The sequence below is a fragment of the Bradyrhizobium barranii subsp. barranii genome (assembly GCF_017565645.3).
Lineage (GTDB): Bacteria > Pseudomonadota > Alphaproteobacteria > Rhizobiales > Xanthobacteraceae > Bradyrhizobium > Bradyrhizobium barranii.
This window is the reverse complement of the sequence record NZ_CP086136.1, coordinates 8,740,612-8,766,648: the sequence shown is the minus strand read 5'-3', so window position 1 is coordinate 8,766,648 and position 26,037 is coordinate 8,740,612. Positions and strand designations below refer to the sequence as shown.

The 26,037-nt window shown below is 59.3% G+C and carries 17 protein-coding genes and 10 pseudogenes; 10 read left to right on the top strand and 17 right to left on the bottom strand.

Annotated features, from left to right (window positions below; all coding sequences use genetic code 11):
- Window positions 1-41 precede the first annotated feature (41 nt).
- Window positions 42-381, top strand: a pseudogene (locus J4G43_RS42835) (IS66 family transposase); the annotation flags it as partial.
- On the opposite strand, the pseudogene J4G43_RS42830 reads toward J4G43_RS42835, so the two are convergent.
- Both J4G43_RS42830 and J4G43_RS42825 read right to left on the bottom strand, forming a co-directional pair.
- Window positions 368-469: pseudogene (locus J4G43_RS42830) on the bottom strand (IS5/IS1182 family transposase); the annotation flags it as partial. The pseudogenes J4G43_RS42835 and J4G43_RS42830 overlap by 14 nt on opposite strands.
- A gap of 99 nt (window positions 470-568) precedes the next feature.
- A complete protein-coding gene (locus J4G43_RS42825) occupies window positions 569-1,606 on the bottom strand; it encodes a cytochrome-c peroxidase (RefSeq protein WP_028182040.1) in 1,038 nt (345 codons plus the stop codon).
- Between the two features lie 1,262 nt (window positions 1,607-2,868).
- On the opposite strand from J4G43_RS42825, the gene J4G43_RS42820 reads away from it, so the two are divergent.
- The 3 genes and pseudogenes from J4G43_RS42820 to J4G43_RS56200 form a co-directional block, all read left to right on the top strand.
- Window positions 2,869-3,537, top strand: coding sequence for a nucleotide-binding protein (locus J4G43_RS42820; protein WP_028182039.1), 669 nt, complete (start codon window positions 2,869-2,871; stop codon window positions 3,535-3,537).
- Entirely contained in the window at window positions 3,500-4,537 is a 1,038-nt protein-coding gene (locus J4G43_RS42815) for a hypothetical protein (RefSeq protein WP_208088563.1), read from the top strand. Before J4G43_RS42820 ends, J4G43_RS42815 begins: the two co-directional genes overlap by 38 nt.
- Before the next feature lie 332 nt (window positions 4,538-4,869).
- Window positions 4,870-4,947, top strand: a pseudogene (locus tag J4G43_RS56200) (transposase); the annotation flags it as partial.
- A gap of 193 nt (window positions 4,948-5,140) precedes the next feature.
- Here the strand turns inward: J4G43_RS56200 and J4G43_RS42805 are convergent.
- Window positions 5,141-5,296 (bottom strand): annotated as a pseudogene (locus J4G43_RS42805) (IS256 family transposase); the annotation flags it as partial.
- Window positions 5,297-6,945: 1,649 nt separating this feature from the next.
- Between J4G43_RS42805 and J4G43_RS42800 the strand changes: the two are divergent.
- Window positions 6,946-7,239 (top strand): DUF3892 domain-containing protein, encoded by a 294-nt coding sequence (locus tag J4G43_RS42800; protein WP_249814699.1) that lies wholly within the window; start codon window positions 6,946-6,948, stop codon window positions 7,237-7,239.
- Window positions 7,240-7,246: 7 nt separating this feature from the next.
- Here J4G43_RS42800 and J4G43_RS42795 read toward each other — a convergent pair whose 3' ends face one another.
- Window positions 7,247-7,528, bottom strand: a complete 282-nt coding sequence (locus J4G43_RS42795; RefSeq protein ID WP_028182402.1) for a LexA family protein — start codon at window positions 7,526-7,528, stop codon at window positions 7,247-7,249.
- Between the two features lie 38 nt (window positions 7,529-7,566).
- Here J4G43_RS42795 and J4G43_RS42790 point away from each other — a divergent pair.
- Window positions 7,567-8,698 (top strand): IS630 family transposase gene (locus tag J4G43_RS42790; protein ID WP_225005816.1). Its coding sequence is split into 2 segments (ribosomal slippage): window positions 7,567-8,343 and window positions 8,345-8,698, totalling 1,131 coding nucleotides; the frame shifts between segments, so codons are not numbered across the junction.
- A 402-nt stretch (window positions 8,699-9,100) separates the two neighbouring features.
- Here J4G43_RS42790 and J4G43_RS42785 read toward each other — a convergent pair.
- From J4G43_RS42785 to J4G43_RS42770, 3 pseudogenes are all read right to left on the bottom strand, one after another.
- Window positions 9,101-9,750, bottom strand: a pseudogene (locus J4G43_RS42785) (transposase); the annotation flags it as partial.
- Between the two features lie 485 nt (window positions 9,751-10,235).
- Window positions 10,236-11,396 (bottom strand): annotated as a pseudogene (locus tag J4G43_RS42780) (IS110 family RNA-guided transposase).
- Between the two features lie 60 nt (window positions 11,397-11,456).
- Window positions 11,457-12,054: pseudogene (locus tag J4G43_RS42770) on the bottom strand (IS256 family transposase); the annotation flags it as partial.
- A 1,433-nt stretch (window positions 12,055-13,487) separates the two neighbouring features.
- Here J4G43_RS42770 and J4G43_RS42765 point away from each other — a divergent pair.
- A complete protein-coding gene (locus J4G43_RS42765; protein WP_223153796.1) occupies window positions 13,488-13,715 on the top strand; it encodes a hypothetical protein in 228 nt (75 codons plus the stop codon).
- 381 nt (window positions 13,716-14,096) lie between these two features.
- Here the strand turns inward: J4G43_RS42765 and J4G43_RS42760 are convergent, their stop codons facing one another.
- A complete protein-coding gene (locus J4G43_RS42760) occupies window positions 14,097-14,300 on the bottom strand; it encodes a cold-shock protein (RefSeq protein WP_028182460.1) in 204 nt (67 codons plus the stop codon).
- Window positions 14,301-14,570: 270 nt separating this feature from the next.
- On the opposite strand from J4G43_RS42760, the gene J4G43_RS42755 reads away from it, so the two are divergent.
- Entirely contained in the window at window positions 14,571-14,864 is a 294-nt protein-coding gene (locus J4G43_RS42755) for a DUF3892 domain-containing protein (RefSeq protein WP_321576296.1), read from the top strand.
- A 446-nt stretch (window positions 14,865-15,310) separates the two neighbouring features.
- Here J4G43_RS42755 and J4G43_RS42750 read toward each other — a convergent pair whose 3' ends face one another.
- From J4G43_RS42750 to J4G43_RS42745, 3 genes are read right to left on the bottom strand one after another with little or no spacing between them, the layout of a single operon-like run.
- Window positions 15,311-15,757 carry an HK97 family phage prohead protease gene (locus tag J4G43_RS42750; protein WP_208088562.1) on the bottom strand — a complete coding sequence of 149 codons (447 nt, stop codon included), beginning with the start codon at window positions 15,755-15,757 and terminating at the stop codon, window positions 15,311-15,313.
- A 46-nt stretch (window positions 15,758-15,803) separates the two neighbouring features.
- A complete protein-coding gene (locus tag J4G43_RS55455; protein ID WP_256461361.1) occupies window positions 15,804-15,938 on the bottom strand; it encodes a hypothetical protein in 135 nt (44 codons plus the stop codon).
- Entirely contained in the window at window positions 15,931-16,515 is a 585-nt protein-coding gene (locus J4G43_RS42745; RefSeq protein WP_208088561.1) for a hypothetical protein, read from the bottom strand. Before J4G43_RS42745 ends, J4G43_RS55455 begins: the two co-directional genes overlap by 8 nt.
- 507 nt (window positions 16,516-17,022) lie before the next feature.
- Between J4G43_RS42745 and J4G43_RS42740 the strand changes: the two are divergent.
- Window positions 17,023-17,805: pseudogene (locus tag J4G43_RS42740) on the top strand (IS5-like element ISBj2 family transposase).
- A gap of 323 nt (window positions 17,806-18,128) precedes the next feature.
- Window positions 18,129-19,253 carry a type III PLP-dependent enzyme domain-containing protein gene (locus J4G43_RS42735; protein ID WP_208088559.1) on the top strand — a complete coding sequence of 375 codons (1,125 nt, stop codon included), beginning with the start codon at window positions 18,129-18,131 and terminating at the stop codon, window positions 19,251-19,253.
- 15 nt (window positions 19,254-19,268) lie between these two features.
- On the opposite strand, the gene J4G43_RS55185 is transcribed toward J4G43_RS42735, so the two are convergent.
- The 6 genes and pseudogenes from J4G43_RS55185 to J4G43_RS42715 all read right to left on the bottom strand — a co-directional run bounded on the left by J4G43_RS55185 (window position 19,269) and on the right by J4G43_RS42715 (window position 25,364).
- Window positions 19,269-19,556 carry an ABC transporter substrate binding protein gene (locus tag J4G43_RS55185; RefSeq protein ID WP_249814890.1) on the bottom strand — a complete coding sequence of 96 codons (288 nt, stop codon included), beginning with the start codon at window positions 19,554-19,556 and terminating at the stop codon, window positions 19,269-19,271.
- Window positions 19,551-20,384: pseudogene (locus J4G43_RS42730) on the bottom strand (IS256 family transposase); the annotation flags it as partial. The gene J4G43_RS55185 and the pseudogene J4G43_RS42730, both read right to left, overlap by 6 nt.
- A gap of 667 nt (window positions 20,385-21,051) precedes the next feature.
- Window positions 21,052-22,797 (bottom strand): oleate hydratase, encoded by a 1,746-nt coding sequence (locus tag J4G43_RS42725; RefSeq protein WP_208088557.1) that lies wholly within the window; start codon window positions 22,795-22,797, stop codon window positions 21,052-21,054.
- A 43-nt stretch (window positions 22,798-22,840) separates the two neighbouring features.
- Window positions 22,841-23,200, bottom strand: a complete 360-nt coding sequence (locus tag J4G43_RS55450; RefSeq protein WP_256461360.1) for an SDR family oxidoreductase — start codon at window positions 23,198-23,200, stop codon at window positions 22,841-22,843.
- Between the two features lie 79 nt (window positions 23,201-23,279).
- Window positions 23,280-23,552 (bottom strand): annotated as a pseudogene (locus tag J4G43_RS55445) (SDR family oxidoreductase); the annotation flags it as partial.
- Between the two features lie 72 nt (window positions 23,553-23,624).
- A complete protein-coding gene (locus J4G43_RS42715; RefSeq protein WP_225005436.1) occupies window positions 23,625-25,364 on the bottom strand; it encodes an oleate hydratase in 1,740 nt (579 codons plus the stop codon).
- Window positions 25,365-26,037: the final 673 nt, after the last annotated feature.

Sequence of the window (26,037 nt, the reverse complement as noted above, 5' to 3'; positions counted from 1 at the left end):
GGGACATTCCCGGGCAAAGCACGGGTCATTGCAGCTACCGCTTCGATCTCTGGCAGCAGGCTTGCGACGGATCTCCGGCAAATCAAAACTGGCCCAGGCGATCCGCTACGCCGTCTCGCGCCGCGCCATCTTCGAACACTTCCTGACCGATGGTCGCATCAAGATAGACTCTAACATTCGTCGAACGCGTCGTTAGGCCGCAAACAATTACGAGAGAGAATCGCCTCTTCGCTCGCAGCGAAACGGCGGGGGACGAACCTGGGCGACGATCGCAGCACGGCTGCAGACAGCGAAGATGAACAACGTAGATCCGCTCGCCTTCCTCAACCTAACAGTTCAGTCATTGCCTACGGCTGGCTAAGCAGCGAATCGAGCGGGCTATCAGCGCCCACTCGGTGTCGGTCAGATCGCTTGCGTTACGCAGTCCACTGCACTGATACTCGATACGAGCGGCTTTGGTCCACGGCATGGTGTCCTGCCTCGAAGCTTTGCAAATCCGAAGGAATTACAGGCCAGGGCCAAAACCGCTCACCTCTTTCGGTCAGCTCTCAGGAAACTGAACAGGACACTATCTGTCTAAGGACGGTGGCGGCGTCTCCTTTGTGCGAGTTGGCAGTATCGGATATTCGATTTTGGGTAGACGGCCGCTCAATGAATAAAGAAACGCAACGATATCGTTATTCTCCCTCTCGCTGAGCTTGGCGCCGAGCTGGACCTCACTCATAATTCCTACGGCTTCCTGGAGCGTCCAAACCTGACCCGAATGGAAGTAGGGAGCCCGCAAGGCAACGTTGCGCAAAGGGGCCACGCGGAACACGTATTGGTCGCTAGAGGCCTTTGTGACAGCGAAACGCCCCTGGTCGGCTGCCGGACGCAGTTTGATGTTTGGTCTTTCCATCACGCCGAACGGGACAAAATCCTGCCCGCCAATGTTGATGCCGTTGTGACAGGAGGCGCAGCCTTTGTCCATAAACAGCTGCAATCCCGCCTTTTGCTGATCATCCAGCGCGTTGCCATCGCCGTTCAGGTATTGGTCGAACGGAGCTGCTGGTGTCGTGAGCGTCGCTTCGAACGCCTCGAGCGCCTTCGCGAAATTGTCGAAGGTGACCGGCGGTGTATCACGCGGGAACGCCCGCTTAAACTTGCCAACATAATCTTCCATCGAATTCAGCGTGCTTGTCACGTGATCCGCGGTCGCATTCATTTCGGCGCTCGCCTGAACGGGCCCCTTGGCTTGTGCCTTAAGATCCGGCGCGCGTCCGTCCCAGAACTGCGCGACATTGAACACCGAATTGTAGACGGTTGGCGCCCGACGCGCTCCCCGTTGCCAGCCGTGACCAACTGAGGTTGGACCCGCGTCTACGCCGCCGGTGCCAAGATTGTGGCACGTATTGCAGCTAATGATCCCACTCGCCGACAGACGAGGATCGAAGAACAGCATCTTGCCAAGCTCCACTTTCTCGGTTGTCATGGGGTTGTCGTTTAGCGTGGGGATAGCGTAAGGGATCGGTTTGAAAATCTGTTTGGCTGTCTTCATCAAATCGTCGTGTGCGATAGCATTGGATGAGACGAGCACCAGAACGGTAGCAATCGATGCCTTGCGCATGACGTGAGACTTCCAGATCTTTCCGCGCCGCTACCGAACAACAGTTCTTCAGAGAGGGCGCCCACTGCATGGATGGCTGCTGCTGTGCAGGAACTGAGCCAGCGCTCACGAGTGAATTGGTCTTGGGTTTCTGTGTTCGATGTTGGCTTCGCGACAGTTGTCGCTAGCCCGACACGAACACTTTGACCTTCGTACGAAACATAGCTTTTTGCCGCTCTTCGAGGAGGCAAAAAGCGTCTCTCCTGATGTGACCGCTTTGTCTCGGCTGTTGGATCTGCTGGACTGCCAACTCCGCCCGACCAACTCCACTTGCGCTTGGTGGTTGCCGAGATCGAGAACTTCGGCAGGAGCGCGGACACTTTGAGTAGCGATGCGACTTCATCATATTCCGCGCTCGACCTATCAATAAATCCAGTGCGCCCCTTGATACCACTCCATAAAACAATCGCCTTCCACGCCGTAGACCATCAAACCGGAATGGAAGTTGTAACCGGCTTGTACGCCGCCGGTTCATCTGCACCTGCGGCAATGGCGCATTCAAATCGGCAGTGCCGCCGATGAGCTGGTTTACAGTCTGGTTGACGGGGGCGCCAATGAATGTATTGCCCACAGCGAGGTCGGTCTGGCTGGTACCCCAACCCGCGCCTACACTGCCTCCGATGTAACCTCCAGCCCAGCTGAAGCGAGGATAAACGGGAGTCGGTGCTTTGACGACAGGTGCCGCAGGCAAATCAGCAGATGAACTTTCGCTGCCAAAAGCGATCGTCCCGAACGCATTGATGCCCGCGAGCGACAATTGCTTGTTGCACTTCATCCCAGAGTCCTCCTGCAGGGCACGAAAAATATTGCGTAGCTTGTCCCCAAGTTGAGGTTAGCTCGATAGTTCGAGCTGGCAGGCAGATCACCTCTCTAATCTGGTAGGCCGCAGCATCTTGCTGCAACTGCGACAGCCGCTTCTTGCCGTGTCCATTCCAGAGAGGCTAGCAGGCTCTGCTTTCAAGCTTGTACGACAGTGCTCAGCAATCCTTTCGCGAAGATCCGTGACACGGCCGAATAATGGGCTATTTTACAAAGCCACGTCGTGGTGATTCTCGCGGCCCCCTAACTGGACCGGCTGATGTTGGCCGACCTATTTCGCCGCTGGGCCTCGATTTGGCTGCGATTTCCACGTTCGCCCTTGATGCGACCCACCATCGGGAAGGGTAGGCTAAATGTCGATGACTCGTGCGTTTCATGTCGTTGTCGTCCGGGACGCGTAGGAGATGTATGTCCTTGCTCTGGTCACCCAAAAAGGCGGAAGCGGCAAGAGCACGCTGGCGGTCGAAATTGCAGTCGCAGCGTTGGGGAACGGGGAGCGCGTCGCAATTGTCGAGGCGGATCCACAAGGCACGATTTCAAAATGGAAAGAGCGGCGCGGCCATCCCGATCCCCGGGTCGTTCGGGTCGCTGATTCGGCCGAAATAGAAGGGGCGCTCGTCAGCCTTGAAGCCGAGGGGGTCTGGCTTACGGTTATCGATACCGCCGCCACGAACAATGCACTGGCCATGCACGCCATCGCGAGGGCCGATCTTTGCCTGATCCCGGTGCGTCCGAGTCCGGCCGACATCGAAGCTGCGATACCGACGCTAGTTGCTATTCGTAGGCTCAACCGCCGATTTGCTTTCGTCCTCGCTCAGACGCCACCGCGGGGCTGCCGCGTGAGTGAAGCCGCAGCGTCGCTCAATTCGCTCGGGGTGCTCGCGCTACCCTATGTCGGGCAGCGCAATGACCATCAGGACGCGCTTGGGGCAGGATTAGGCGTGACTGAGTTTGCACGAGAGGGAAGAGCCTCGGAGGAAGTTCGTGAGCTGTGGCGCTGGATCTTGAAGAAGCTTGTCGAGGGGTCGTCAGATCATGAGCCACACGCAAGAAACGAAAAAGCCGCGTACTAGGCAGACGCGCTGCGCGCGACGCTCGCTCGTGGAGCTTACCGCGGCGGCGAGCCGAGCCGTTGACGATGGCCTATTTGTGTTGTCCCGCGGGATTGCTGCTTACAATCCGCGATCGGAGCACACACGCTCGAATACGTCTGATCAAACAATCCTTGCAAGGCAAGCGACGGCTCCAAGTCCCGTTGCGGGGCTTGAAACTCGGAATGCGGCGGCGCCGCGCAAGGACGAACTCCTAGATTCCGACATTACCACCGAGATGATGGTGAAAGTTGCCGAGGACTCTCAAGACAGAGCTTCTGAAAACATCAAAGCCGGCCTGAATGCTGCGTTGGACCATGCAAAGGGCCTCGTTGAGACACGGGTGGGAGGCGAAGCGGCGTCGAAAACCGTCGTCGGTTCCAGACTTGAAGGCAATTTTCGGACCGTTCTCAACGAAGCCGCAACGGGTTTTCGCGCGGATGCGGCCGAATTGACTATGCAGAAGGAACCAGCCGACAGCGAGGGGCGGTCGCAACCGCGACATATGCGGCGGCTCACTGGCGAGGCGGTCAGTTTGCTCGACGATCTTCGGAGCGGCAAGCTGCAGAATCAGGCGAACTTCATCCTGAGCGAGTGCTTCAGGGAAGCCGCCAGCGCATTCTCTGTCATCAATCGGCAGCTTAAGCGCGACGGCTATCCCGCGAGCATTGATCCATCAATTTTCATTTGGCTTGCCAATATCACCGAACCGGAGACGCGTGACACCGGAACCATGCGACTTGAGATCGTACCCAACCACCGAGGTCGTCCGAGCACGTACACGCGCCAGGTCGCTCAATTCATCTGGCACCTTGTCGAGGGACAGGGCTGCCGACGACAGGCCGCATACCGGGCGGCGCTCACGAAGTTCACCGTAACCGAGAGTTTCGTCGAGAACGCCTATGCGTTTTGGGAGCCGATCTTCAAACGGGCGGGACCGCACGTGAGGATGCTGACCCGCATTTCAGATCCAGAAGTGTAAAGCTAGGCAGCGCAGGCGTTTGGAGCCCGATTGACTGAGGCCGAGGTCCGGCGAGGACCGCCCGGCAACTTCGTCCGAGCTTTGGACGAAGAGGAGGCTTGACGTCGGCGCCGCTCTTGCATGGCCCATGATTGCGCTGATAACCATTGAGATGCCGCTGCCGCGCATTCCCCGGCACGGCTGTCTACTTGCTCCCGAGCGTAGATGGCTTGCTTGTCATCCGGCATGCAAAATTGGCTCTGACGCAAGTTTGGGGCAGCGCTGACTATGACCTTGCCCCACGGGCTTAATCCAGTTTGAAGTTCGCTCTGGCCCACGACAAGGACCAAAGCATGAAGCGCAGCCGCTTTTCGGACGAGCAGATCATCGGGATTTTGAAGGAGCATGAGGCCGGCGTGTCGGTCGCCGATTGAAGTGGACCCCGGATTTTGGACCGGCGGCTTAGGTGGTGCGGATGCCGTTCCGTTTTGATAAACGGAGCGGACCATGAAGAAGACGAGACGAAAAATCGATGCAGCGCTGAAGGCAAAGATCGCCCTGGAGGCGCTGCGAGAACAATCAACGGTGACGGATCTGGCGCAGCGCTACCAGGTGCATGTGAACGGCGGTCTTCAAATCGGCATGCTGGCCGAGAAAGTCTGCGACTTCGGCCTCGACCGCCTTGGCGAGAAGGGCTCGTGCCCCGTTGCGCAAGACTTCTGTGAGTTGATCGTCGAAGATTCCTGGCTGAATCAGCTGGATGACGTTATCGTTTGACACGGCATATCGCTCCTTCGGTGGAGAAGTGGAGGCGTCAAGCACCCCCACGATATGCCGCCTTTCCGATTCCCGCCGTCACCAACTTTCAGCGATAGCTCTCAGCCTTGCCATAACAACGCTAACCACCCTTCCCGTGGGCGGGGGTTAAGCCCGCGGGGCGCCGCCAAGTTGTATCGGCGAGAAGCCTCCCTGGGCCGCCACTGAACGCTAAACTGGTCACCCAGCCTGATATCCCGAGCGACACGGGCGCCGTACTGGCCCGCGAGATCGGCCGAGCCAAACACCTCGCCATCGCTGTCTGGCTGAAAGCGACCGTTGTGGATGATCGGGAAATAACAGCGCTCATAGCTTTGGCCCTTCGTCAGTGGTGATCATGTGCCAACATCAGGCCGGGGCGTACCTGTCCAAATTGACAGGGATCGCTGTGCACCCGCGCCATCGCCCGCCCCCTCTGCGGAACGCCATGAGCCATTATCTCTTCGGGATTGTCTCGACAGCTTCTCGTCAGCCCGCTCGGTCATACGAGTTGACCTCGGTGCGGCGCGTTGCTCCGATTGATTCACGGCCGCCAAGCGATATCGCCGCGAAAGGGGCCGCTCGGCACCTACCCGAATTGGTGGACCCGCATCATTCACTCGGAATGCCCTTAACCGAACACGTTCCGACTGTACGCCCATAGACATCACGGCTGAGAGGTTGCAGCAAATTGCGTCGATTCATCATTCAAAATGGAAGGCCGACTCCGAAGGCGCGGGGGCGAACCTTTCTTAAGCGGAAGAGGCTTACACACCTTCTTGGAGCTACAATCGTACTCTCTTCGACGCGGCTCGCGCTCGCTGCGGACGCCCCCGGGCTGGAAACAGCGAACATTAGAGAATTCGTCTCGTACTTCAGCCCGAACGATTTCAAGATCGTTGATTCAGATGACCTTTATGCCGCCCCTGCAAAGTTCATCGGGCAGCCTATCGAGCTTAGAAACGTGAGGTGCCTCTACGCTATGGACGGCTACCACTGCATTGCACCTCAGCCCGGAATGGTTACGATTGTTTCTGCAAAGTCTGTCGCACCTGCGGCAGAACGGGAAGCCTTGAGGAACGACTGCGCGGAGATCCAGGCGATGGCTCACCTGCCCGCTTGCCGAAAGAATGTTCGAATTATCCCAGCTGACTTGACCGAAAGCTCCCTCCCCAACTACGCTGCGAAGCGCGTCGTTATGACGGCCGAGAGAATTGAAATACATCCGGCGACGCAACCGAAGCATTAACGCCGCCGAATGCCGCGCGTTGCTGCTCCGTCTTCTGAGCCTCAAGGGAAGAAGCAGCGCGGGCGCGGCTCGGCGTCGAAATGCGCAACCGACGCTGTCCCTACCGCGCCCGCGCTGCCCAGTGAAGCTAGCGGCGACATGACTCCGCGCTTCGCGACGGACCGATGAAGCGCTGTCCCTATCATGCGCCACCAACTTCGGCGGCCAGCCTTGCCATAACACGCTGACCACCCCTCCCGGGGGTGCCAGGCTGGCCCACAGGGTGCCCTCGCATTGTATCGGCGAAAAGCCTCCCGGGCACCTACCAGGATTGGTTGGGCTGCCTTGGGCCGCCACTGAACGCTAAACTGGTCACCCAGCCTTTGCACACGAAGGAGAGAGCCCTGTGGTTAAACTCGCACGCGTTCGCTGCATCAATAAGACCGACAGGATGAATCCCCATGAGAGGATTGAAAGTGTCGGAGGTGAATATTCAAACGGAAGTCAATGGAAGCAGTCTGTCGTTCAGACGATCAGAGACATTGAAAGCGGCGAATGGGAGTTCTATGTCGAAGAAGACGGACTCATGGCTGGCGTGGTCGTGGCCGAACACAACGGGCACAATACATCAAGACAACGGCGGACGGCATTCAGCCAGACAATCTTCTTTCACTGGCTGAGTGTCCGTGATCCCCACTAGTGGTTCATCACAGTGATTTCGACGTTTTGATACCGAGCCATTCGAGGATCGGCAAGCTTTCCGGCGGCACGAGGATTTCGATGCTTCTGGGGACGCCAGGTTGACGTTGGATGAAGCCGTTTCGTTCGAGGGTGACGATCATCTGGTGGACCGAAGGCGGGCTGACGCGGAAGTGGCGCTGGATGTCGGCTTCGGAGGGTGGACGTCCGAACATGTGGGCGTAGGTATGGATGAAGGCCAGGTAATAACCCTGCTTCTCGGTGAAGCGCGTGCCTGATTTTTGACTCATCGTTGGATTCGTCCCGGCCTCCGACAAGGAGGCAAAGCATCAATGTACGTTATCGGGTCGAATTGAGCCAAGCCGAGCGCAACGAACTGACGGCGATGCTCGGTGGCGGCAAGCACGCCGCCCGCAAGCTCAAGCGGGCGCAGGTTTTGCTGGCGGCCGATGGAGGCTGCCGCGACGAGGAGATTGCCCGGACCGTGAGTGTCAGCCTCTCCACCGTCGGCCGGACCAAGCGCCGCTTCGTGGAAGGCAATCTGGAGCGGGCCTTGAGCGAGGAGCCGCGTCCGGGCGCTGAGCGCAAGCTGACGGGCAAGGAGGAAGCCCTGCTGGTGGCGACCGCATGCGCCAAGCCGCCCGCCGGCTGGAAACGCTGGACGCTGACGCTGTTGGCCGACACGATGGTCAAGCTCACCGATCACAACAGCCTGTCGGGCGAGACCGTGCGTCGCCGGCTGGCCGAGAACGACCTCAAGCCGTGGCGCAGGGACATGTGGTGCATTCCCCATGTCGACGGCGAATACGTCGCCCGCATGGAGGACGTGCTCGATCTCTACGCCGAGACGCCGGATCCCGCCCGGCCGCTGGTCTGCTTCGACGAGACTCCCGTCCAGCTGATCGGCGAGGTGCGCCAGCCGGTCCCGGCCCAACCGGGACAGCGCGAGCGCTACGATTACGAGTATCGCCGCAACGGCACCGCCAATCTCTTCGTCACCTTCGATCCACATCGGGGCTGGCGCAACGTCAAGGTCACCGATCGCCGCGCCGCCGTGGACTACGCCCACTGCATGCGTGATCTCGTCGACGTCCATTATCCCGACGGCCGCCTGCATCCGTGTCGTGCAGGACAATTTGTCGATCCATAAGCCTGGGGCGCTGTATGAGGCCTTCGCGCCCGCCGAGGCCCGGCGCATCCTGCGCCGCCTCGAATTCCACTTCACCCCGAAACACGCCAGTTGGCTCAACATGGTCGAATGCGAGATCAGCGTGCTACAGCGCCAGTGTCTCGGCCGCCGCATCGCAGATCCCAAAAGGCTCCGAAACGAGATCGCAGCAAGGCAAAAGAGGCGGAATAAAACCCGAGTCCGCATCAAATGGATGTTCACAACAGATAAAGCCCGCGCCAAACTCGGCCGCGCCTATCCAGCCACCCCCAAAGAGTCAAAATTACTGTGATGAACCACTAGCGACGGCCTCCACGGCTAAGACCCCCACCTTCCGCGAGCTAACGCTTTTTCCTTCCGGCCGCCCTGCGCATCCCGACACGGAGCTTCAGGGCCGCCAGCGCGGCGGCGTTCGTCAAACGATTTGCGCTCGTTCCAATCGGCTACGGCGCGGAGACTCGCCGCACCGGCGCCAGTGGAGATGGCCTGCTGCAGATGCGAATTGTCTATTCCCTCGGCCCGTTTCGGCTTCGGTAAAGTGCGAGAAATTCTCGCACTTTCTCCAACGGCCATTTCTGCCTGCACCTGCTCCCAAATCTCCTTACGTCGCTTGATGTAAAACCTCTCGCACCTAGCCAAGGGGATGTCCCGATCGGTGTTGAACTACGTCGGGCCGACGTTGCCGGAATGCATGTTACGCGGCCCTCGAGACGTGGGCAACGGGCTTGATCGTCATGCGATCGTGGTGAGCGTGAAGGGCCGCACGCAGAACCGACAATTGCTTATGCGCCTTCAATCGTCGGAAGCCCTTGTTGGCCTCGATCATGCCGGCCGCGACTCATCGCAACGCCATACCGGCATCCCGCCAGCGTTTGACGTTGCGCGTGACGCGGCGAATGGTGCCCATCATGTTCTCGGCGATGTTGGTGCAGGCGAGCGATCGACGAAGCTCCTTCGGCAGCGTCAACCGGACGACAGTCAGGATTTCGTCGAGGCCTTCGAGGATGCTGGCCGCTACGCCGGGCCATTGCTGGTCGAGTCGACGCGCGAGATTGCGGATCAAATTTCAGCCTTGTCGGCGTCATCGAGCTCCCAGGCCTGGCGCAGCACCCGACGGGTGGCCGCATGATGCTCTGTCGGCAGGCGTTCCATGATGTTGCGCGCCTTGTGGATCTGGCAGCGCTGGATCGCGGCGGCCGGACCGAAGGTGCGGCGGATCGCCTTCGACAACGCTTTCGCGCCGTCGGCGATGAACAGTCTTGGCACCGTCGGGTCGAGCCCGCGCGAGACCAGGTTGTCCAGCAGGGCCTGAACCGTTGCGGCATTCTCGGTCGCCCCTTGTATGGGGCTTCTTTTGTCAAGAAGTTCGGCAGTGCAACGCATGTCTTGTCCTTCGTCAGTTTCTTTGTTCGATCTGAAAGCCCGTTTCTTCGTCCCGACCCGCGGCAGCGCCAGGCCGTCGCGCGCAGGGGCTGTCAAGGTTGGCCGGCGGACCAACCTTTCGAGATGCTTCGCTCTTGCGAGGCCATACCTTGACAGCTTCGAGCACGCCGGCACGGTGGGTGCGGTCGAGATGACGATCAGAGGGGAGCCCGCTTTCGGGCGCGGATCAGTCGCGCCACAGCCTTGTATCCGGTGGGTCCAGGGACCCGAACCATGATGCAGTCATGCGCATCGGCAGCGAAGCTCCGAGGCGGCGGACCCATTCTTCCTCTCGGCATGATAGCCATGGGGCAACTCGGGACCCCGCCACCTCGAACCGTCATCGGCGGCCCGTCACAAGCGGACGGACTGGGCCGAAACTGTCGGGTGCCTTCAGTGACCTCCGTTCATTGCGCCGGGCGCAGAACGACGCCGTCCGGTACCACGCCCTCGCGCACCAGCCGCCACAGGGCGATCAGAAGCTTGCGCGCCAAGGCCACGATCATGATCTTGCGAGTGCCGCGGGTGCTCTCAGTGCGGCCTCGAAACCACTGCGCCAAGGTGCTGTCCTTCTGGAACATGAGAAATCGCCACGCCAATTGGATCATGCCGCGTCGACCCCGAGCGTTGCCGGAACGGGCCAGCCCTTTCTCTCGCCGTTTTATGCCACTCTCGTCGGGCGAACCCGTGAGGCCCGCATAACGTGCGACGGCCCGTCGATCGCGCATGTTTCGCGCCAGCACCTCCTGCACCAGCATGTCGGCCGTCTCGATGCCAACCCCGATCACCCGCGCCAGTAGGAGCACCATGGCGTTTGGTCCATCACCGGGCGCTTGCTCGATGCGTTCCAGGCGAGCATCCTCGATTTGGCGGATCTGATCATTGATCAGCTGGCGGCGCTCCATGTCGCGACGCAGCTCAGCCAACATGTTGGGCAGTATTTGCTCTCCCTCAGGAGTGCGCAAATCTTCAAGGCGTCCGGCTGCCTTCTTTAGCTTGGGATTGAAGCCGCGGATGCCCAGCCGAATTAACGCTGCTTTCATTCGGTTGACGATCCGACTCGGCTCTCCCACGAGGCTCTCGTGCTCGCGGTTAGGCCGCTTGGCGTCTTCGTCCTTGATTGTCGGGATCGCCACCATCTTGCAGTGATCACGCTCGCCGCGCAGCCAGCCGAGAAAAGAGCGCTTGAGCAAGCTGGTGTCGAGCCGATCGGTCTTGGCGCGCCGGTTCTCGCGCGATACCGCGACGCTCGATGCGTGAATGACGTGGACCTCAATATCATGTGCCCTGAGCCAGCGCGCCAGCCAGAAGCCGTCACGGCCGGCCTCGAAAGCGACAGCGATGCGTTTGATGTGATGCCCAGCCTTCGCCGCTTCATCTCGTCATCGATGCAGCAATTTCAGCAGTGCGCTCTCATCGACCGCGAGCTTCTTCAATGGCTGGCGCTCGACACCAGGCACAATGCCGGCGACGAGCCCGCTCGACAGGCTCAGTTCGATAACGGCGATCAGCGTGCCGTCCGGATCGAGTGGGCTCGGGGATCGGCTCAGATCGTTCAACTTTTGCATGGGGCGCTCCATCGGTTCACATTAGCAACGATAGATGCAATATCCTCGCCACCGCCCCATAGCATCTTCCACCAGCGCCAGCGGATGCTTGTTGCCTTCGCCGTCAACCGCGATCGCGGCGACCAGCACGAGATCGTCGCCGAGATGCAGCCCGTCGATTTGGACCACCAGAAGGTCGAGCGCGCGGACAGATCGGCAGCCATGAAGTCGGCCAGCCGCGCCGCCGACAGCGCTACGAACCTCCGCGAGGCCGCCGACTTCGAAACCCCCGATCCGGGCGGTGCCGGCGCGTCGACACATTGACCAGCATCAGGTTCATCGCCCAGCGACCGAGCCAATCCTCCTGCGCCGCCGTTTCCCAGCTCTGGATCGTGACCTTGCGGCCATCCACGCCCCGGACCCGCGGGCGCTCGACCTCGATCTTGCCGCCGTGGAAACCGATCCGTCCCCGCGTTCGGCCCCAACGGTGCGCCCGCCGCGCCGCGTCGCGATCGTGGCGCGGCGGGCAGGCCGCCACAACATCCGCCTCCATCATCGTGCCGAGCGCCTCGATCCCTGCCGCGAGGCAGAACCGATCGAAGCTCGCTCGCACCTCTGCAAACGCTTCGTCCACAGCCCCGGTCGCCGGCCAACCAGCCGGTGTGATATCTCTCGTCATGGCGTTGCTCTCCTTTGTGGAATCAGCACCCCCAGCCTACCGGCTCAAGGTGGGCAACGCCGACCTCTTCAGAAATTCAACAGAACCCGGGACATCCCCCTAGCCAACCACCGGGCATTTACGGAGAGCGAAGCTGTCTCTTTCCGGTGGACAACCTTTGGTTGCGATAGTGACTTGGTCGTTTTTCAGGACGTGAGATTTTCTTATGCGCGATTGGCAACTGCCGTTTTCTCGCGTGTGCTCAGATTGCACCTCAAAGCGCGAACGAAGATCCTACCGCCGATTACTGTCATGCGCTGCGATTTTGAGCGGTGCGTGATGCTGCTCTACATTTACACGGTCATAATGATCGAGTCGTGGCTCGATTTCTGGCTCACGTCAGCCCAACGTCTTGCCCCAGCATGCTGCCCGTGCTGGGGTCTCTCTTTCGGAGACTGACTTGGAGTCCTGGCAGCCTGTCGGTCGTGATTGAAGCAAGACAGTCCGTCACCCTTTCGTCAGCTATCGCGAGCGCACCCAGTGCCTTTTATGACTAACCCGCACACCGCAAGCAGCGCGGGCGCGCTGGCGAAAGTCTCACAGGCATGCCACCCGAACCGGTTGGCACACACGCGGCTCTCCTAGAAGAGCGCGTATGCGTCCAGCGATCTTCCGCGCCTCCTTCGGCCCGAGGTTGGGTTTCAAGCTGTCGAGTATGCCTAGCACTGCCTGAGCCTCCTCGGCATTAAACGTCGCGACTTGGCGATCTGCTTGGCTCAAAGACTGATCGGCCGCGCTGGCCTGATTGGCTGCAAACACCGCAAGCGCTTGGGACCGCAGGGACGTGATTTGCTGCTCGAATATGTGCATCCATTGGCCTGTAGCTACCCTGTGTGGTGACGTCGCAAGCGATGGTGGCCAGCCTTCGCCCCTTGGATTGGCAGGGCTGGCCACCCTTGCTCCCGAGGGGCCCAAAATTCCCCCCTAGCGCCACCAAGGAGTATCGCTGAGAAGGACTGGAAGCACCTACCAGCACCAGTGGGTTGCCGCGCCCCCGCGTGCATGCCATATCAAAGTGCTCGGCCCGCAAATGTTCGAGCCGGCTCCGCTCATAGGAGTAACCGCCGTGCCTAGGACCGAAGTGGTAGCGGCAATCCAAGCATTGACGGACTACGTCCGTAGGCCAAGCCATGCATCGGCAGAAGACACGTACGCGCCACAGCGAACTGAAGAACAGCTGGCCGATTGGCGATCCCGGGTTGAAGTTATCTGCTCAAAAATGGACGCGGTGGCGGATTGCCCTCTTTCGACCTTATCCGAATTCGAGGCGCTCAGACGCGAGATGGGGACAGATTTTCCCGCAACGCCACCCGCTTTACTAAACCGTGTAGCGGACGCATTTTTACGCTGCGGGTCGGCGGATGCCGGCCCCTTAATCAGGACGGAGCCGGATGATGCCTAGCACATTCTCGCTGCACAAGATCGACGAAGCTATACGCGACCTCGAAGAAAAAGTTGCTCACGGTGCAGAAATCAGCCGCGAGGAGCTCGCGAGCGGCATTCTGCGGATTACGAAGCGTCTTCGAGATGAACTCGAAGCCGCGCTCAAGGTAATCGATAGCCTCAAGGATCACACCGGGCTCACGGTGGCAGCCGCGCGACCTAAACAGCGGGAACGTTAGCGGCCACGTGACTCGGCGCTTTGGGGTGGACCGATAAAGCGCTGTCCCTATCACGCGCCGCTAACTTCGCCCGGTCAGCCTCAAGGGAGGGAGAAGCTGACCGGGCAACGTTATCCTCCGGACGAATGCCCTAGAGCAACTACCAGGATAGGGCGGTGACTTGGCAATCAGTCTCGGATCGCAGGCAGCGCCGTCGCGTGTCGCCATCGGCAACTTACTACCAAGGAAGGTACAGCGCGACGAACAGTACCAAGAGGATTAGAGCGCACGCCCACGCGAACAATAGCGCCTTATCCATCGGCCGATTCCGATCGATCTCCTCGGCCGCCCGCAGCGGCGTACCACTGCGGCCTTTTTTCGTTGAAGGCACGTTGCGGTCCTTCACCCGATTCGTAGATTTTCCGCCGAGTCTTTTCCGCGATTGTTCACGACGTCGAAGCTAACCTTAGCTCCCTCTGCGAGTGAGGTGAAACCAGCCTTCTCAACTGCCGAGATGTGAACAAAGACGTCCTTCCCACCAGAATCCGGTTGAATAAACCCGTACCCCTTCGTCGGGTTGAACCACTTCACCGTCCCCATTGCCACTTAACTTCTCCATTTTTAAAAAACCAAAGCTATTCCCGACTTTCGACAAAAGAAAGGCTGGCGGTAACCCCTCGCTTAGGAGTCACACTCCCGAATGATTAGGTCGTTTCAATTGTTCCGGTGATAACCACTCCGCGTCCCGACGCGATGATCTCTTCTGGGGAATGTCGTGGTGGCTCCGCACCTCGTTGCGAGGCGCTACACGCTGAGGGACCAGGCCTCGCGTTCTGCGACTAACTGATTATTGCGTTCCCGCTGTAGTTGCTTTCTATGGAATGCAGAACATCGGGAGGGGAAATGCCAGACGTACAGGTCACCTGCATCAACAATCAGCCACGCGACAACTCGCATGAGGGGATTACGCACCTCGGAGGGGGCGGTTGGAAGTGGCCGAGATCGGAGGTCATTCGATCGATCGAGAACGGCACCAATACATTTTTCACGTTGGTCAGCGGTAAGCGCGCCGACGTTGGTGTCGTTAGCGGCCCGAATGGGAAATATGTTCGAGCTCACGCTGATGGCTACTACAACGATAACCTCCTAGCTCTGCCGGAGTGTCCGTGAGTTCTAGTCAAGCAAATCGTCCGCCTCCTCTGCCGTCGCCCAACTAATCTTGCTCGCATCGGCCGGTGTCGCGCCCATACTGCTTAGGCACAGCCTCAGTAGGCTGAGCGATTTTGTACCATCTCCGCGCCGCTTTGCAGGCGAGCGCGCAAGACTGATGCGATGGAGACAAGACAACGGTGCGATGCATTGAGCCACGGCAACTCGCTGGCGAATTCACGCCAAGCAGTAGCCTGTTGTGCGTTTAGCCAAGTGGGCGGAGCGCCGATTTCGGCACCGGTTGGATCGTTGCGTTTATAGCGGCCAGCATTGATAAGATGTCGGCCCTCAACCTGCGCCTTAGCGCTTGGTTTTCGTGGTCGTGGCAGTTTTACCCTGGGGGTCTGAATTGCAGATGCGTGCGAAAGTGGAGGCCGCCGGTAACTGGTGGCGGCGATGGGAGGGATCTATTGCGCCCCTCCACCCCTGAGGTCGTTGGATAGGCCGGGAATGCCGTCAGCGTTAGCTTCGAACAGATCTACATCTGTAATTGTCCGCAACGGCAATCTGTCGCCGCCGTCCTGCCACTCCTCGGCGCGCACCCGAAATCCGAAGCTACAGCCGCGTATATCCTGCCGGCCAACCGTTCCGAGCGCTGTCTGTCCTTCTGGCGTTGAAGGATCGACAGTCAGAGCAAAGTACAGGCCAGCGCCAGTCTCTCGCAGAGAAAGCGTCGCAGCCGCCGTCCTGCCCAGAACACGGCCGGAATCATGGTCGAGCAACATCACAACATCCGGCTTTTCCTTCAGCGTGCGAGTGAATGCGCCGGGAGCGATCCTTTCGCGAAACTCGCCTGCGATGACGGTTTCATCCCCGAACACCACTGCGAATCCTGTGATCACGTTATCAGCCACGCGCTTTCATCTCCTCGGCGGCGAGCCGAGCCTCGCGCTTGCCAAGCTAGGATTGCGCCCGCAACTCGCGCGCAATCTCGACGGGATCAGTATTGGCGAAGGCTTCTGACTCGCCGGGCAGTTTTATGCGGCGCGATTGCTTGCTCGACTGCGCGCGCTTTGAGGTGGCTTTCTCAAGCATTGTGACCAGCCTCCTTCACTTCCCTCAGGCAATATGCAATTTTCCCATCATGCCGATCGCCAAGAAAGAATGGAATTACCGGCTGCAGAGAACTCTTCGCAACATCCCCTCGATCCAAATCATCAAGAATCTCATCGTGCGACTGGCGCGCGGTTTCTACCTCGCTCAGCAACTTGCACAGAACGCCGAGACGGCGATCGTACTCAGGCCGCACGGTTGCACAAACCATCGCGCTGGCTCGACCGCGTGCTTCTTCCATACGACGTCGAAGAATTTCCTGCGCGCTTTCGATATTTCCCATCTCGGTAGCGACGTCGCGTAGCCGCTGCGAGAGTCCTGTTATAGAGTCTTCGGGATCTCCGAGAAGCCGCGCAACGTCGGGCGCGACACGCTGACCGCCAGCCGCTTTCTCAGCTTCAATTTCGCGACTGAGTTTTGAGCGCTCGTCGCGCAGTTTGATGTAGCTGTTATGGAGCTCAGTCTGCTTGTCGGTCAGCGCACCGTAGGAGGGATCAGCCTCCGCGAGGCTGGGGACGCGGAATTCGTCGGCGGTTTTCTTCTTAAGCAATGATGCCATTAGGCAGCAACCTTTCCAAAAATATCGTCAAATGCGTCAGCAATCGCTGCGACGTTGAGCGTGGTCGACCTGTGGTGGCCGCGTTTCGGCCAGTGGATCGCGTCCTGACCGGGCATGCAGAAACGCCCAACGCTGCCAACCGGTTTGTGGATCGCAAGAGCACGCGAATTATGAGAGATCTCGACCTGAGATTTACGCGCGTCCGAAACGCCAGCGCGGGCGTCTTCAACCAGGATGGCGACAGCGATCGACGCCGTTGGAATCGAGTCCGGAGCGCCGGCTAGGCTTACGCCGCCTGGAGTCAAATAATTGAAATACTGGACCGCTTCAGGTATAAATCGACTGCGCTGACGACTCGCGAGAGTCCGCTATGCCCCCGGTAGCGATCAAATTCCGCATCGCAGCGAAACGCGATGGGTCAACAGCAGAAATGCGCGGCGAGGCAAAACGGCTAGCTAATCTACTAGGGTCTGTACCTAAATAGCGCCACGTGATTCTCTTGCCTACGTGTTGATTCGGGGGCGAGAGAATGCGCGCTGGTTTGTTTTGGCTGAACGACAGGCAATGGGCGCGTATCGAACCGCATCTGCCGAGGGGACTGACGGGGCCGGATCGGGACGACGACCGACGCATCGTCAGCGGCATCATTCACATGCTGCAATCGGGTGCACGATGGCGTGATTGTCCACGTGAATACGGCCCTTACACGACGATCTACAATCGCTTCAATCGCTGGGCCAAGCGAGGACGATGGTGCGCAATCTTCGAAGCGCTGGCCAAGCCTGGCGAAGACGGCGTCGTACTGTCGCTCGACTCGACCTCGATTAAAGCTCACCGGTGTGCCTCCGGCGGAAAAGGGGGGAGCACAATCAAGCAATCGGCCGCTCGCGCGGAGGCCGCACGATAAAAATCCATGCGCTGAGCGATCCGCTCTGCCGGCCGGTCGTCCTGCATCTGACTCCAGGCCAGGATGCCGATATCGCTGCGGCTCCCGATGTCCTGGCGCTCGCGCCACCCATGAGCGTGCTCCTCGCCGACAAAGGGTATGATGGCGACAAGCTTCGCGGCGAAATCATTCGTCGTGGCGCCAAGCCCGTAATCCCCAATAAATCTAACCGTGTCGTCATCCATCGCTTCAACAAACGCGCCTACAAAGGACGAAATGTCATCGAACGCTGCTTTTGCAGGCTCAAGGACTTCCGGCGCATCGCCACGCGATATGACAAGCTCGCCCGTAATTTTTTGGCCGCTGTTCATCTCGCCGCTCTCGTCGCATATTGGCTCAATTGAGTCTGGACCCTAGTTGGCCTTCAAACTGACGGCCGCTGCCCCGGTTTATAGCCTGGTCCTTGTCTTAGGCCAGAGCGAATTTCAAGGCCGTGATGCACGATCCGTATGCGTCGGCCCCTCGATCTTTGTCTGGTTTTTCACAGCCGTGTACAAAAGCTGTAAGATCCAAGACATCGCGCGCCGTGGCGCATGGCGAACTGTTTCAAAGCGTAACCAGGCGGTTTAATGAGCGCTGGCATGGTCATTGCTTTCGCAGCAGGCAACAACGGCGCTGGCTACTCCGCGTCTGGCGCGAGAGGAATGGTATGAGCTTGGTAAGGTCATTGGAAAGGGCAGAAGTTGACGCCTTTTATACGCTCAATGAGGGGCGTCTTGCATCCGTCACGCGCGAATTTACCGAGCATTTCTCAGGACGCGTGCTGTATGCGGTGAAGGCGAATCCGTTGCCCAAAATTCTTCACGCGGTCTCTCGCGCCGGAGTGGCCGGATTCGACGTGGCGTCGCTGGCCGAAGCCCACCTTGTCCATTCCACTATTCCCGGGGCCCGTTCATGGTTCATGAATCCCGTGAAATCTCGTCGCGATATCGAACGGACGTTCCGTGATCTGGGAGTTCGCGACTATGTCATCGATTGCGAAGCCGAGCTGCGGAAGCTCCTCGAAGTCTTGCCGTTACATGATCCGGAAATACGAATCTACGTCCGGTTCAAGTGTAGCGCGACGTGCGCCATCATAGACTTAAGCGGCAAGTTTGGTGCCTCGCCCGCCGAAGCGAGCCGTCTGCTGGATCTCGTCAACGCGCAATCGCGCTGGACCACGGGGTTGTCCTTTCACCCAGGTTCCCAAACGATCGTTGTCGATCCCTATCTGCATGGCATTCGGGCGGCCGTCGACATTATAGAAGCTGTTTCTCCGGCCCCCACAGCGCTCGATATCGGTGGCGGCTTTCCCGGCCATTATCTGAACTTCCCCTATCACTCTCCCTTGCGCATGCTCTCCGAGATCACGAAACTGGTGCGCGGAACGGATGCACTAAAGCGTGTTGAACTGTTGTGTGAGCCCGGACGAGCACTGGTTCATGATAGCATCTCTTTGTTTTGCCGCGTGATCTTAAGAAAAGGCGAGGCGCTCTACTGCGGCGCGGGCATCTACAGCGGGCTCTCACCTTCCCGACAATGTTTTCTGCTCCCCGCCCGCGCTTGGCGTGGCGGACAGCCGATCCAGACTGAGGAGTGGCAGGACTTCATCATCTTTGGCCCAACTTGCGACAGCTTGGACAGGCTTGGATTCTCGTATTCACTGCCACGCGATTTGAGCGAAGGTGATTGGATTGAATTCCAGAATGTGGGCGCCTATACGGATATGGCGCGATTCAACGGGTTTTCGGTTGATAAGATCGTGGCTGTAGGGCAGGATGAACTTACCATGTTGCCCGCCGCCATTCAGTAGTTGTTCATGAACATATTAATTCGTCAGCACGCGAAAGAAGCGAATGCGGGAGATTGAGACCCAAAGGTTCGCGGTCTTGAGGTTGATGATCAATTCAAATTTTGCCGGCTGCTCGACGGGAAGGTCACCCGGATTTGCACCTTTAAATATCTTGTCGATGTAGTTGGCGGCGCGACCAGCCATGGCAACGCTGTCAGGTCCGTACGAAAACAAGCCGCCTTCTTTAGCCCAAGCTCCCCAACCGCCTACCAGGGGAAGATGATGTTGTGTCGCAAACTGAACCAGCCTCTTTAAATTCAGCACCGTAAGCACGTTGGCGGTCTTGTGCACCCAGCAGCGCTGCTCGCGCGTTTTCGGCCAGACCTCACCGGCGGCCTTCCAGAACCCGAGCGCGCCGTCGGCGATGGCGAGCTGCGGGGCCAGGTCGAGCCCGCGCCGCTTCAGGTCGAGCAGCAGATCGCGCCAATCGTGCGCGCTCTCGCGGGCGCCATCGGTGAAGCCGACCAGTTCCTTGCGGCCTTCCGGCGTCGCGCCGATCAGCACCAGGATGCACTGCTTTTCGTCTTCAAGGCGTGCTTGGAGATGGATGCCATCGGCCCAGATGTAGATGTAGCGCTTCGCCGACAGATCGCGCTTCTGCCACGCGGCGTGCTCGTCGATCCAACCGTCCTTCAGCCGGCCGATGGCGGATGCCGACAACCCGGCAGCATCCTTGCCGAGCAGCGCCGCCAGCGCCTCCGAGAAGTCTCCGGTGGAGATACCCTTCAGGTAAAGGATCGGCAGCAGCGTCTCGATCGATTTCGAGCGGCGCATGTAGGGCGGCAGGATCGACGGAGAGAACCGGATGCGACCAGGATCGGTAGCGGCCGCCTCGCGATCGCGTACACGCGGCTGGCGGACGGCGACCGGACCGATGCCGGTCATCACCTCGCGCTCCGGCAGGTGACCGTGGCGCACGACGCGCTGGTGGCCGTCGGCGGTCTTCAAATCGGCATGCTGGCCGAGAAAGTCTGCGACTTCGGCCTCGACCGCCTTGGCGAGAAGGGCTCGTGCCCCGTTGCGCAAGACTTCTGTGAGTTGATCGTCGAAGATTCCTGGCTGAATCAGCTGGATGACGTTATCGTTTGACACGGCATATCGCTCCTTCGGTGGAGAAGTGGAGGCGTCAAGCACCCCCACGATATGCCGCCTTTCCGATTCCCGCCGTCACCAACTTTCAGCGATAGCTCGGGCAATCCGCCACCGCGTCCATCTTTGAGCAGATAACTTCAACCCGTGATCGCCAATCGGCCAGCTGTTCTTCAGTTCGCTGTGGCGCGTACGTGTCTTCTGCCGGTGTATGGCTTAGCCTACGGACGTAGTCCGTGAATGCCTGGATTGCCGCTACCACTTCGGTCCTAGGCACGGCGGTTACTCCTATGAGCGGAGCCGGCTCGAACATTTGCGGGCCGAGCACTTTAATATGGCATGCACGCGGGGGCGCGGCAACCCACTGGTGCTGGTAGGTGCTTCCAGTCCTTCTCAGCGATACTCCTTGGTGGCGCTAGGGGGGAATTTTGGGCCCCTCGGGAGCAAGGGTGGCCAGCCTCAGTCTTCGAGGACGGGCTGGCCACCATTGCTTGCGACGCAATCTTACAGGGTAGGCTACAGGCCAACGGAATGCACACATTCGAGCGGGACATCACCTCACTGCGGTCGCAAGCGCTTGCGGTGCTTGCAGCCAATCAGGAGAACAGAGCTTCAGCTGCACAAGACAGGCGATTACACAAAGCCCCGCTCGCTCGGAGATCGACGATTTTCATTGAGCAGTGTTGCCGGGCTCTGTAGCGCCGATATCCTTCAGGATTAGCTGGCGCAAGAACGCCGTTCCGGGGATTTCGCCTTCTTTGCCGTCGCGCAGTCTGCCGATTGCCGCAAGCAGCTTGCGGATATCATAGGCCGAATTGAACACCTCCGGCACACCGCGTTCAACGTTGAGGAGCGTGTAGACAGCCTCCATCGCCGTGCGAACTGAGTATTCGGTCGTGAAGATGCAATCGCGCTCGGCCGACTCAGCAAACTGGCCGATGAAGGCAAAATTGACAGCGCCTTTTGGCACGACATTTGGTCGATCACCCGCCTGCCGCGGCATGAAGAAGGAGGTGACGTACGGCATCATCACCGGCACTGTCTTTGCGGCCGTCGCGGCGAGTCCCGGTATGTCCTCGACCGGCACACCGAGGTGATACAGCCATTCCTGCGTGATTTCCTCGCCCGTGCAATCTTGCATCGGTTTGTTCACGTAATCGCCAGGCTTGTCGACGAAAAGTGAATAGACCCAGACGACGATCTGATCACTGGGCTGGTGCTTGAAATGCGGTTGACGGTTGACGGTCCAACTGAGCAGCCAGCGCGAATCCTTAGCCGAGACGATCCCTCCCGTGACGACCTTGCCGCTGAACGGATCGCGTTTCGCGATTTTGCTGATGTATGCCGGAATGCGCGCGTCTAGGGTCGTGATCGTCGCCGATTCCCATTTGGTTGCAGGGATATTGCCACCGAAGACGTCCGGGCGGCCGAAAGCCGCGTCCTTGGCCGCAATACGCCGCCACAGATCCCAAGCAGGCGCTGGGCCCTCGTCGAGCCTGGCGGGCGTGTGATGGTCTCCCTCGTCCGAGTTTTCGGTGAGCGACCCGATTGTCATGAATACAAGATCGTCGGCGCCAAGGCCGATACCGCCCGTGACGCCATCCTCCAGCCAGTGGATGGCCGTGGCCTGCTTGCATCCGGCCTTTATCTCGAAATCGACATCGGTGACTTCGACGTCGTAGCGGATGTTGACGCCCTGCTCCAACAGCCATTTGCACAAGGGTAGAACCAGCGAATCATACTGATTGTACCTGGTGAACTTCAGCGCGCTGAAATCCGGCAGGCCGCCGATATGGTGGATGAACCGATGCAGATAAAGCTTCATCTCCAGCGCGGAATGCCATTCCTCAAAAGCGAACATCGTCCGCCAATAGAGCCAAAAATTGCTGTAAAAAAAGTCCCTCCCAAACACTTCGTCGATGCGCTTGTTCTCCATCTCCTCACGGGAGGCAAGAAAGATGGCAAACAATTCCTTCTGCGCCTTTTCGTTCAGAGTAAAGAGGCCGTCGGTGCGCGCATCCTGTCCCTGGTTCACCGTCGCCCGCTGCAGCGAGTAGTTCGGATCATCCTTGTTCAACCAGTAGAACTCGTCGAGCACACTGGCACCTTCGATTTCCAGCGAGGGGATCGATCGGAATAAATCCCATAGGCACTCGAAATGGTCCTCCATCTCGCGGCCACCCCGGACCACGAAGCCCCTATCCAGGTCTTGTTTACCGTCGAGAGCCCCACCGGGTATCTTCAGCCGCTCGAGGATGGTGATCCGGTCGCCACGCATATGGCCATCGCGGATCAGGAAGGCCGCGCCGGAAAGCGCCGCCAGTCCCGCACCGACGAACCACGCAGTCTTGTTGTCCACACCTTCGGGTTTGCGAGGGCGGGCAAAAGCTTCATAATTTCCGCTACCGTAATACATCGCAACACTCTATCCGATGGATTGCACAATCGGGTTGGGCTCATCAAAAGATGTTCTCGGGCGCCAGGCATTTGCGCGGGACGCCGACCGTCAGACCGCCATCGATGACGATCTCGGAACCGGTAAGGTAGCTGGACTCGTCGCTGAATAGGAACAAGACTACCTGGGATACTTCCTGAGGCTCGGCTGCCCGCCCGAGCGGAACGGGGAGAAGGGAGGACTCCAAGCTCTCGGTCATCGGGGTAGCAATGAAGCCGGGATGGATCGAGTTGACGCGGACTCCCGAGGCCGCGGCTTCCAGCGCAGCGGACTTGGTTATGCCCCGCACGCCGAACTTCGAAGCGACATAGGCGTGGAGTCCGGCACTGCCCCGTAGCCCCTCGACCGACGAGACGTTGACCATCGAGCCTCCGCCCGCCCGCCCGCCTGATGGCCGGCAGGGCTGCCTGCAGCCCGAGGAATACACCGGTTAGATTGACGGCAAGGGTCTCGTTCCACTGATCGAGCGGGAACTGCTCGATAGGGGCGATGTGGGCGATCTCGGCGCTGTTGACCAGCCCGTGGAGCGCGCCGAAGCGACGCTCGGCGCTTGCGATCGCCTTGGCCCACTGCTCCGGCTGGGTAACGTCCTGAGGGACATAGACGGTGGATCCGCCAAGTTGAGCCGCGAGAGCCTCTCCTTCTGTATGAAGAATATCAGTGATGACGACCTTGGCTCCCTCAGCCACCAGCAGGCGCGCATAAGCCGCACCCATCCCGCGAGCCCCGCCGGTCACCAGAATGAATTTGTCGTTCACGATCCCATGATCCTTGCTTCGTGCCGTTGGTCAATGTCGGTGCAGCGTCTTCCAGGCGTCGAAGAGGACGCGGGGATCATGCTGGCCCTTGTAAAAGGGTGAGAGCGGACGCTGGACGTCGAGCAAGCCGAAAACGGCGGTCTGCGCCGCGCGCACGGAATATTCGACGGTAAAAACAACGTCGTCGGGAATCTCGCAGAACTGGCCGATGAAGGCGAGGTTGCGCGATCCCTCCGGGATAACCTTCGGTCGATCGGTCCTCACGCGCGGCATGAACTGGGCGGTAATGTAAGGCATCATCGCCATTATGACGCGCGAAGTGTCGAGAATGTGCGGAATACTCTCTGTGAATCGCAGGTGCGAAAGCAACTCGATGAGAATTTCACGCCCTGTGCACTCCGACATGGGCTTTTGCACGAAGTTACCCGGTTTGTCCGGGAAGAGCCCATAACCCCACCAGACCCAGACGTTCTCTGGCTGCTGGTAAAAGTGCGGTTGACGATTAAGGACGACGGTCAAGAGCCAATTAGAATCTTTGATTGTTACCAGTCCGCCCTTGCCGGCTCGACTGCCGGAGAAGGCTTCAAGCCGGTCGAAGAAGCTCGAGTCGTCCGCCGTCACTGTGAACGATTCCCATTTGGACTGGTCGATCCTGGAAACGAAGACGGCGGGGCACCCGAAGTCTGGACTCTTGGCAGCCAGACGCTCCCAAAGTCTCCACGAACCTCCGTTTCGCTCCGTATTCAGCACCGGAACCGTGTTCATCGAACCGTAGCTGGTATCGGATGTCATTGACCCGTTGGTCACGAACACAAGATCACGTTCAGCCAGATCGATGGCGCGGTCCTCGTCGCCCTGCCGATACCGCAGCCGCGTCGCGGTCTTCTGACCGCCTTCGATCCCAACATCAATATCGGTCACTTCCGCCCCCATCTCGAGCCTCACGCCCCGCGCCTTCAACCATGCAACGATCGGGCGGACCATGGCGTCGAACTGGTTGAACTGCGTGCGGTAGATCCCCGCCATGGTGTCGATCGTCGAGAACAGATGCAGGAAGCGCAGACAGTAGCGCTTGAACTCGAGCGCACTGTGCCAAGGCGCAAAAGCAAAGGTCGTGGACCAGATGAACCAGAAATTGCTGCGGAAAAAGTGGGGTTCGAACCAGTCCTGGATCGTCCTGACGTCGAGCACCGATTCTGGAGCCGCACAAAGCGCGATCAGGTCGAGCCGATCTCTCTCACTGAAACCGAGATCGGAGACGTCGACGATCTGACCGCCCGAAACCAGGCGCGCCTTGTCGTTCCAGAAGAACTCCTGATGGAACTCCATCAGTTCGTCCTTCGCCGATTTGCTCGGGTCGGCAATCGAGGGAATGAAGGACAACAGGTCGTAGGTGGAGTTGAACTTTTCCTCGAACATGCGGCCGCCGCGCATGACGTATCCATCCTTCGGATTGCCATGTGCGTCGAGGCTTCCGCCGAATTGCTCCATCTGCTCAAACAGGACGATATTCGGGCCCGATAGCCCGCCCTCCTTGACGAGGTAGGCCGCTGCGGCCAGGGCGGCGATGCCTGTTCCGACCAAATAGGCGTTGCGAGGAGCCGCCTGCTTGGGTGGATCAAGGCGGGAAACGGGAGAAGCAGAGCACATAAAGTTCTCCGGCGTGTAGCAGTCGGAATGTCTATGCAATCGGCGCGCCGATGGCGGCGCGTTCAAAACAATATGATCGCGAAGCAAAACTGCCGGGACTGCATAATCAGCAAGCGCCACAAGCCCTCCGGAATATACAGCCACATGCAGTCGCCGCCCGGTGCCTGACCAGAAGCAGCAACAGCGCCGCGTTGATTGGCATCGACCAAGTCATACCAGCAGCGGCTGCGCGCCGCGCAAAGAACTGATTGCGGGCCTTGCATGAAGACGGAATGCGAGCATCGTCATGTCGGGTTTCCAACCATCACCGTCTTCAACCAGACAAGACGGAAAGCAACTGGACAACACGGAAATTGAGCTGCTGCCGGTCGTCGCTTTTGCCGAACTCGATCATACGGCAGCACGAAGTTGCTCAGGGCGACCTTACAAGGTACTTGGCCAGCGGCCGGATCGAGGTCGAGTGCAAGCACGTACCGGTCCTTGCCGCCTCGCTAAAGTCTTTCGGGATGGCGCCGCACTTCTCAATCAGGGTCCGCGCTGCCTCCTATCTCATCTGTGAGGCGCTCCAAACCCTGAGAGCCGGGGCTGTGAGGCTGGCACTGGCCAGGTCTATCCAGGACTTCCGCACCTCCATCCAACGGCCCTTTCGAGCGGGCAGGGTATCGAACATTTTCTCGGCAATCGGTGCAAGGCGCACGGCTTCCGAGTTCGGGACGTCCTTGGCATCTTCGAGAATTTTAAGAGCTGTCGTTTCGGACCGCGTCCACCCCGACTCGGTGAACCTGCTCTCCGC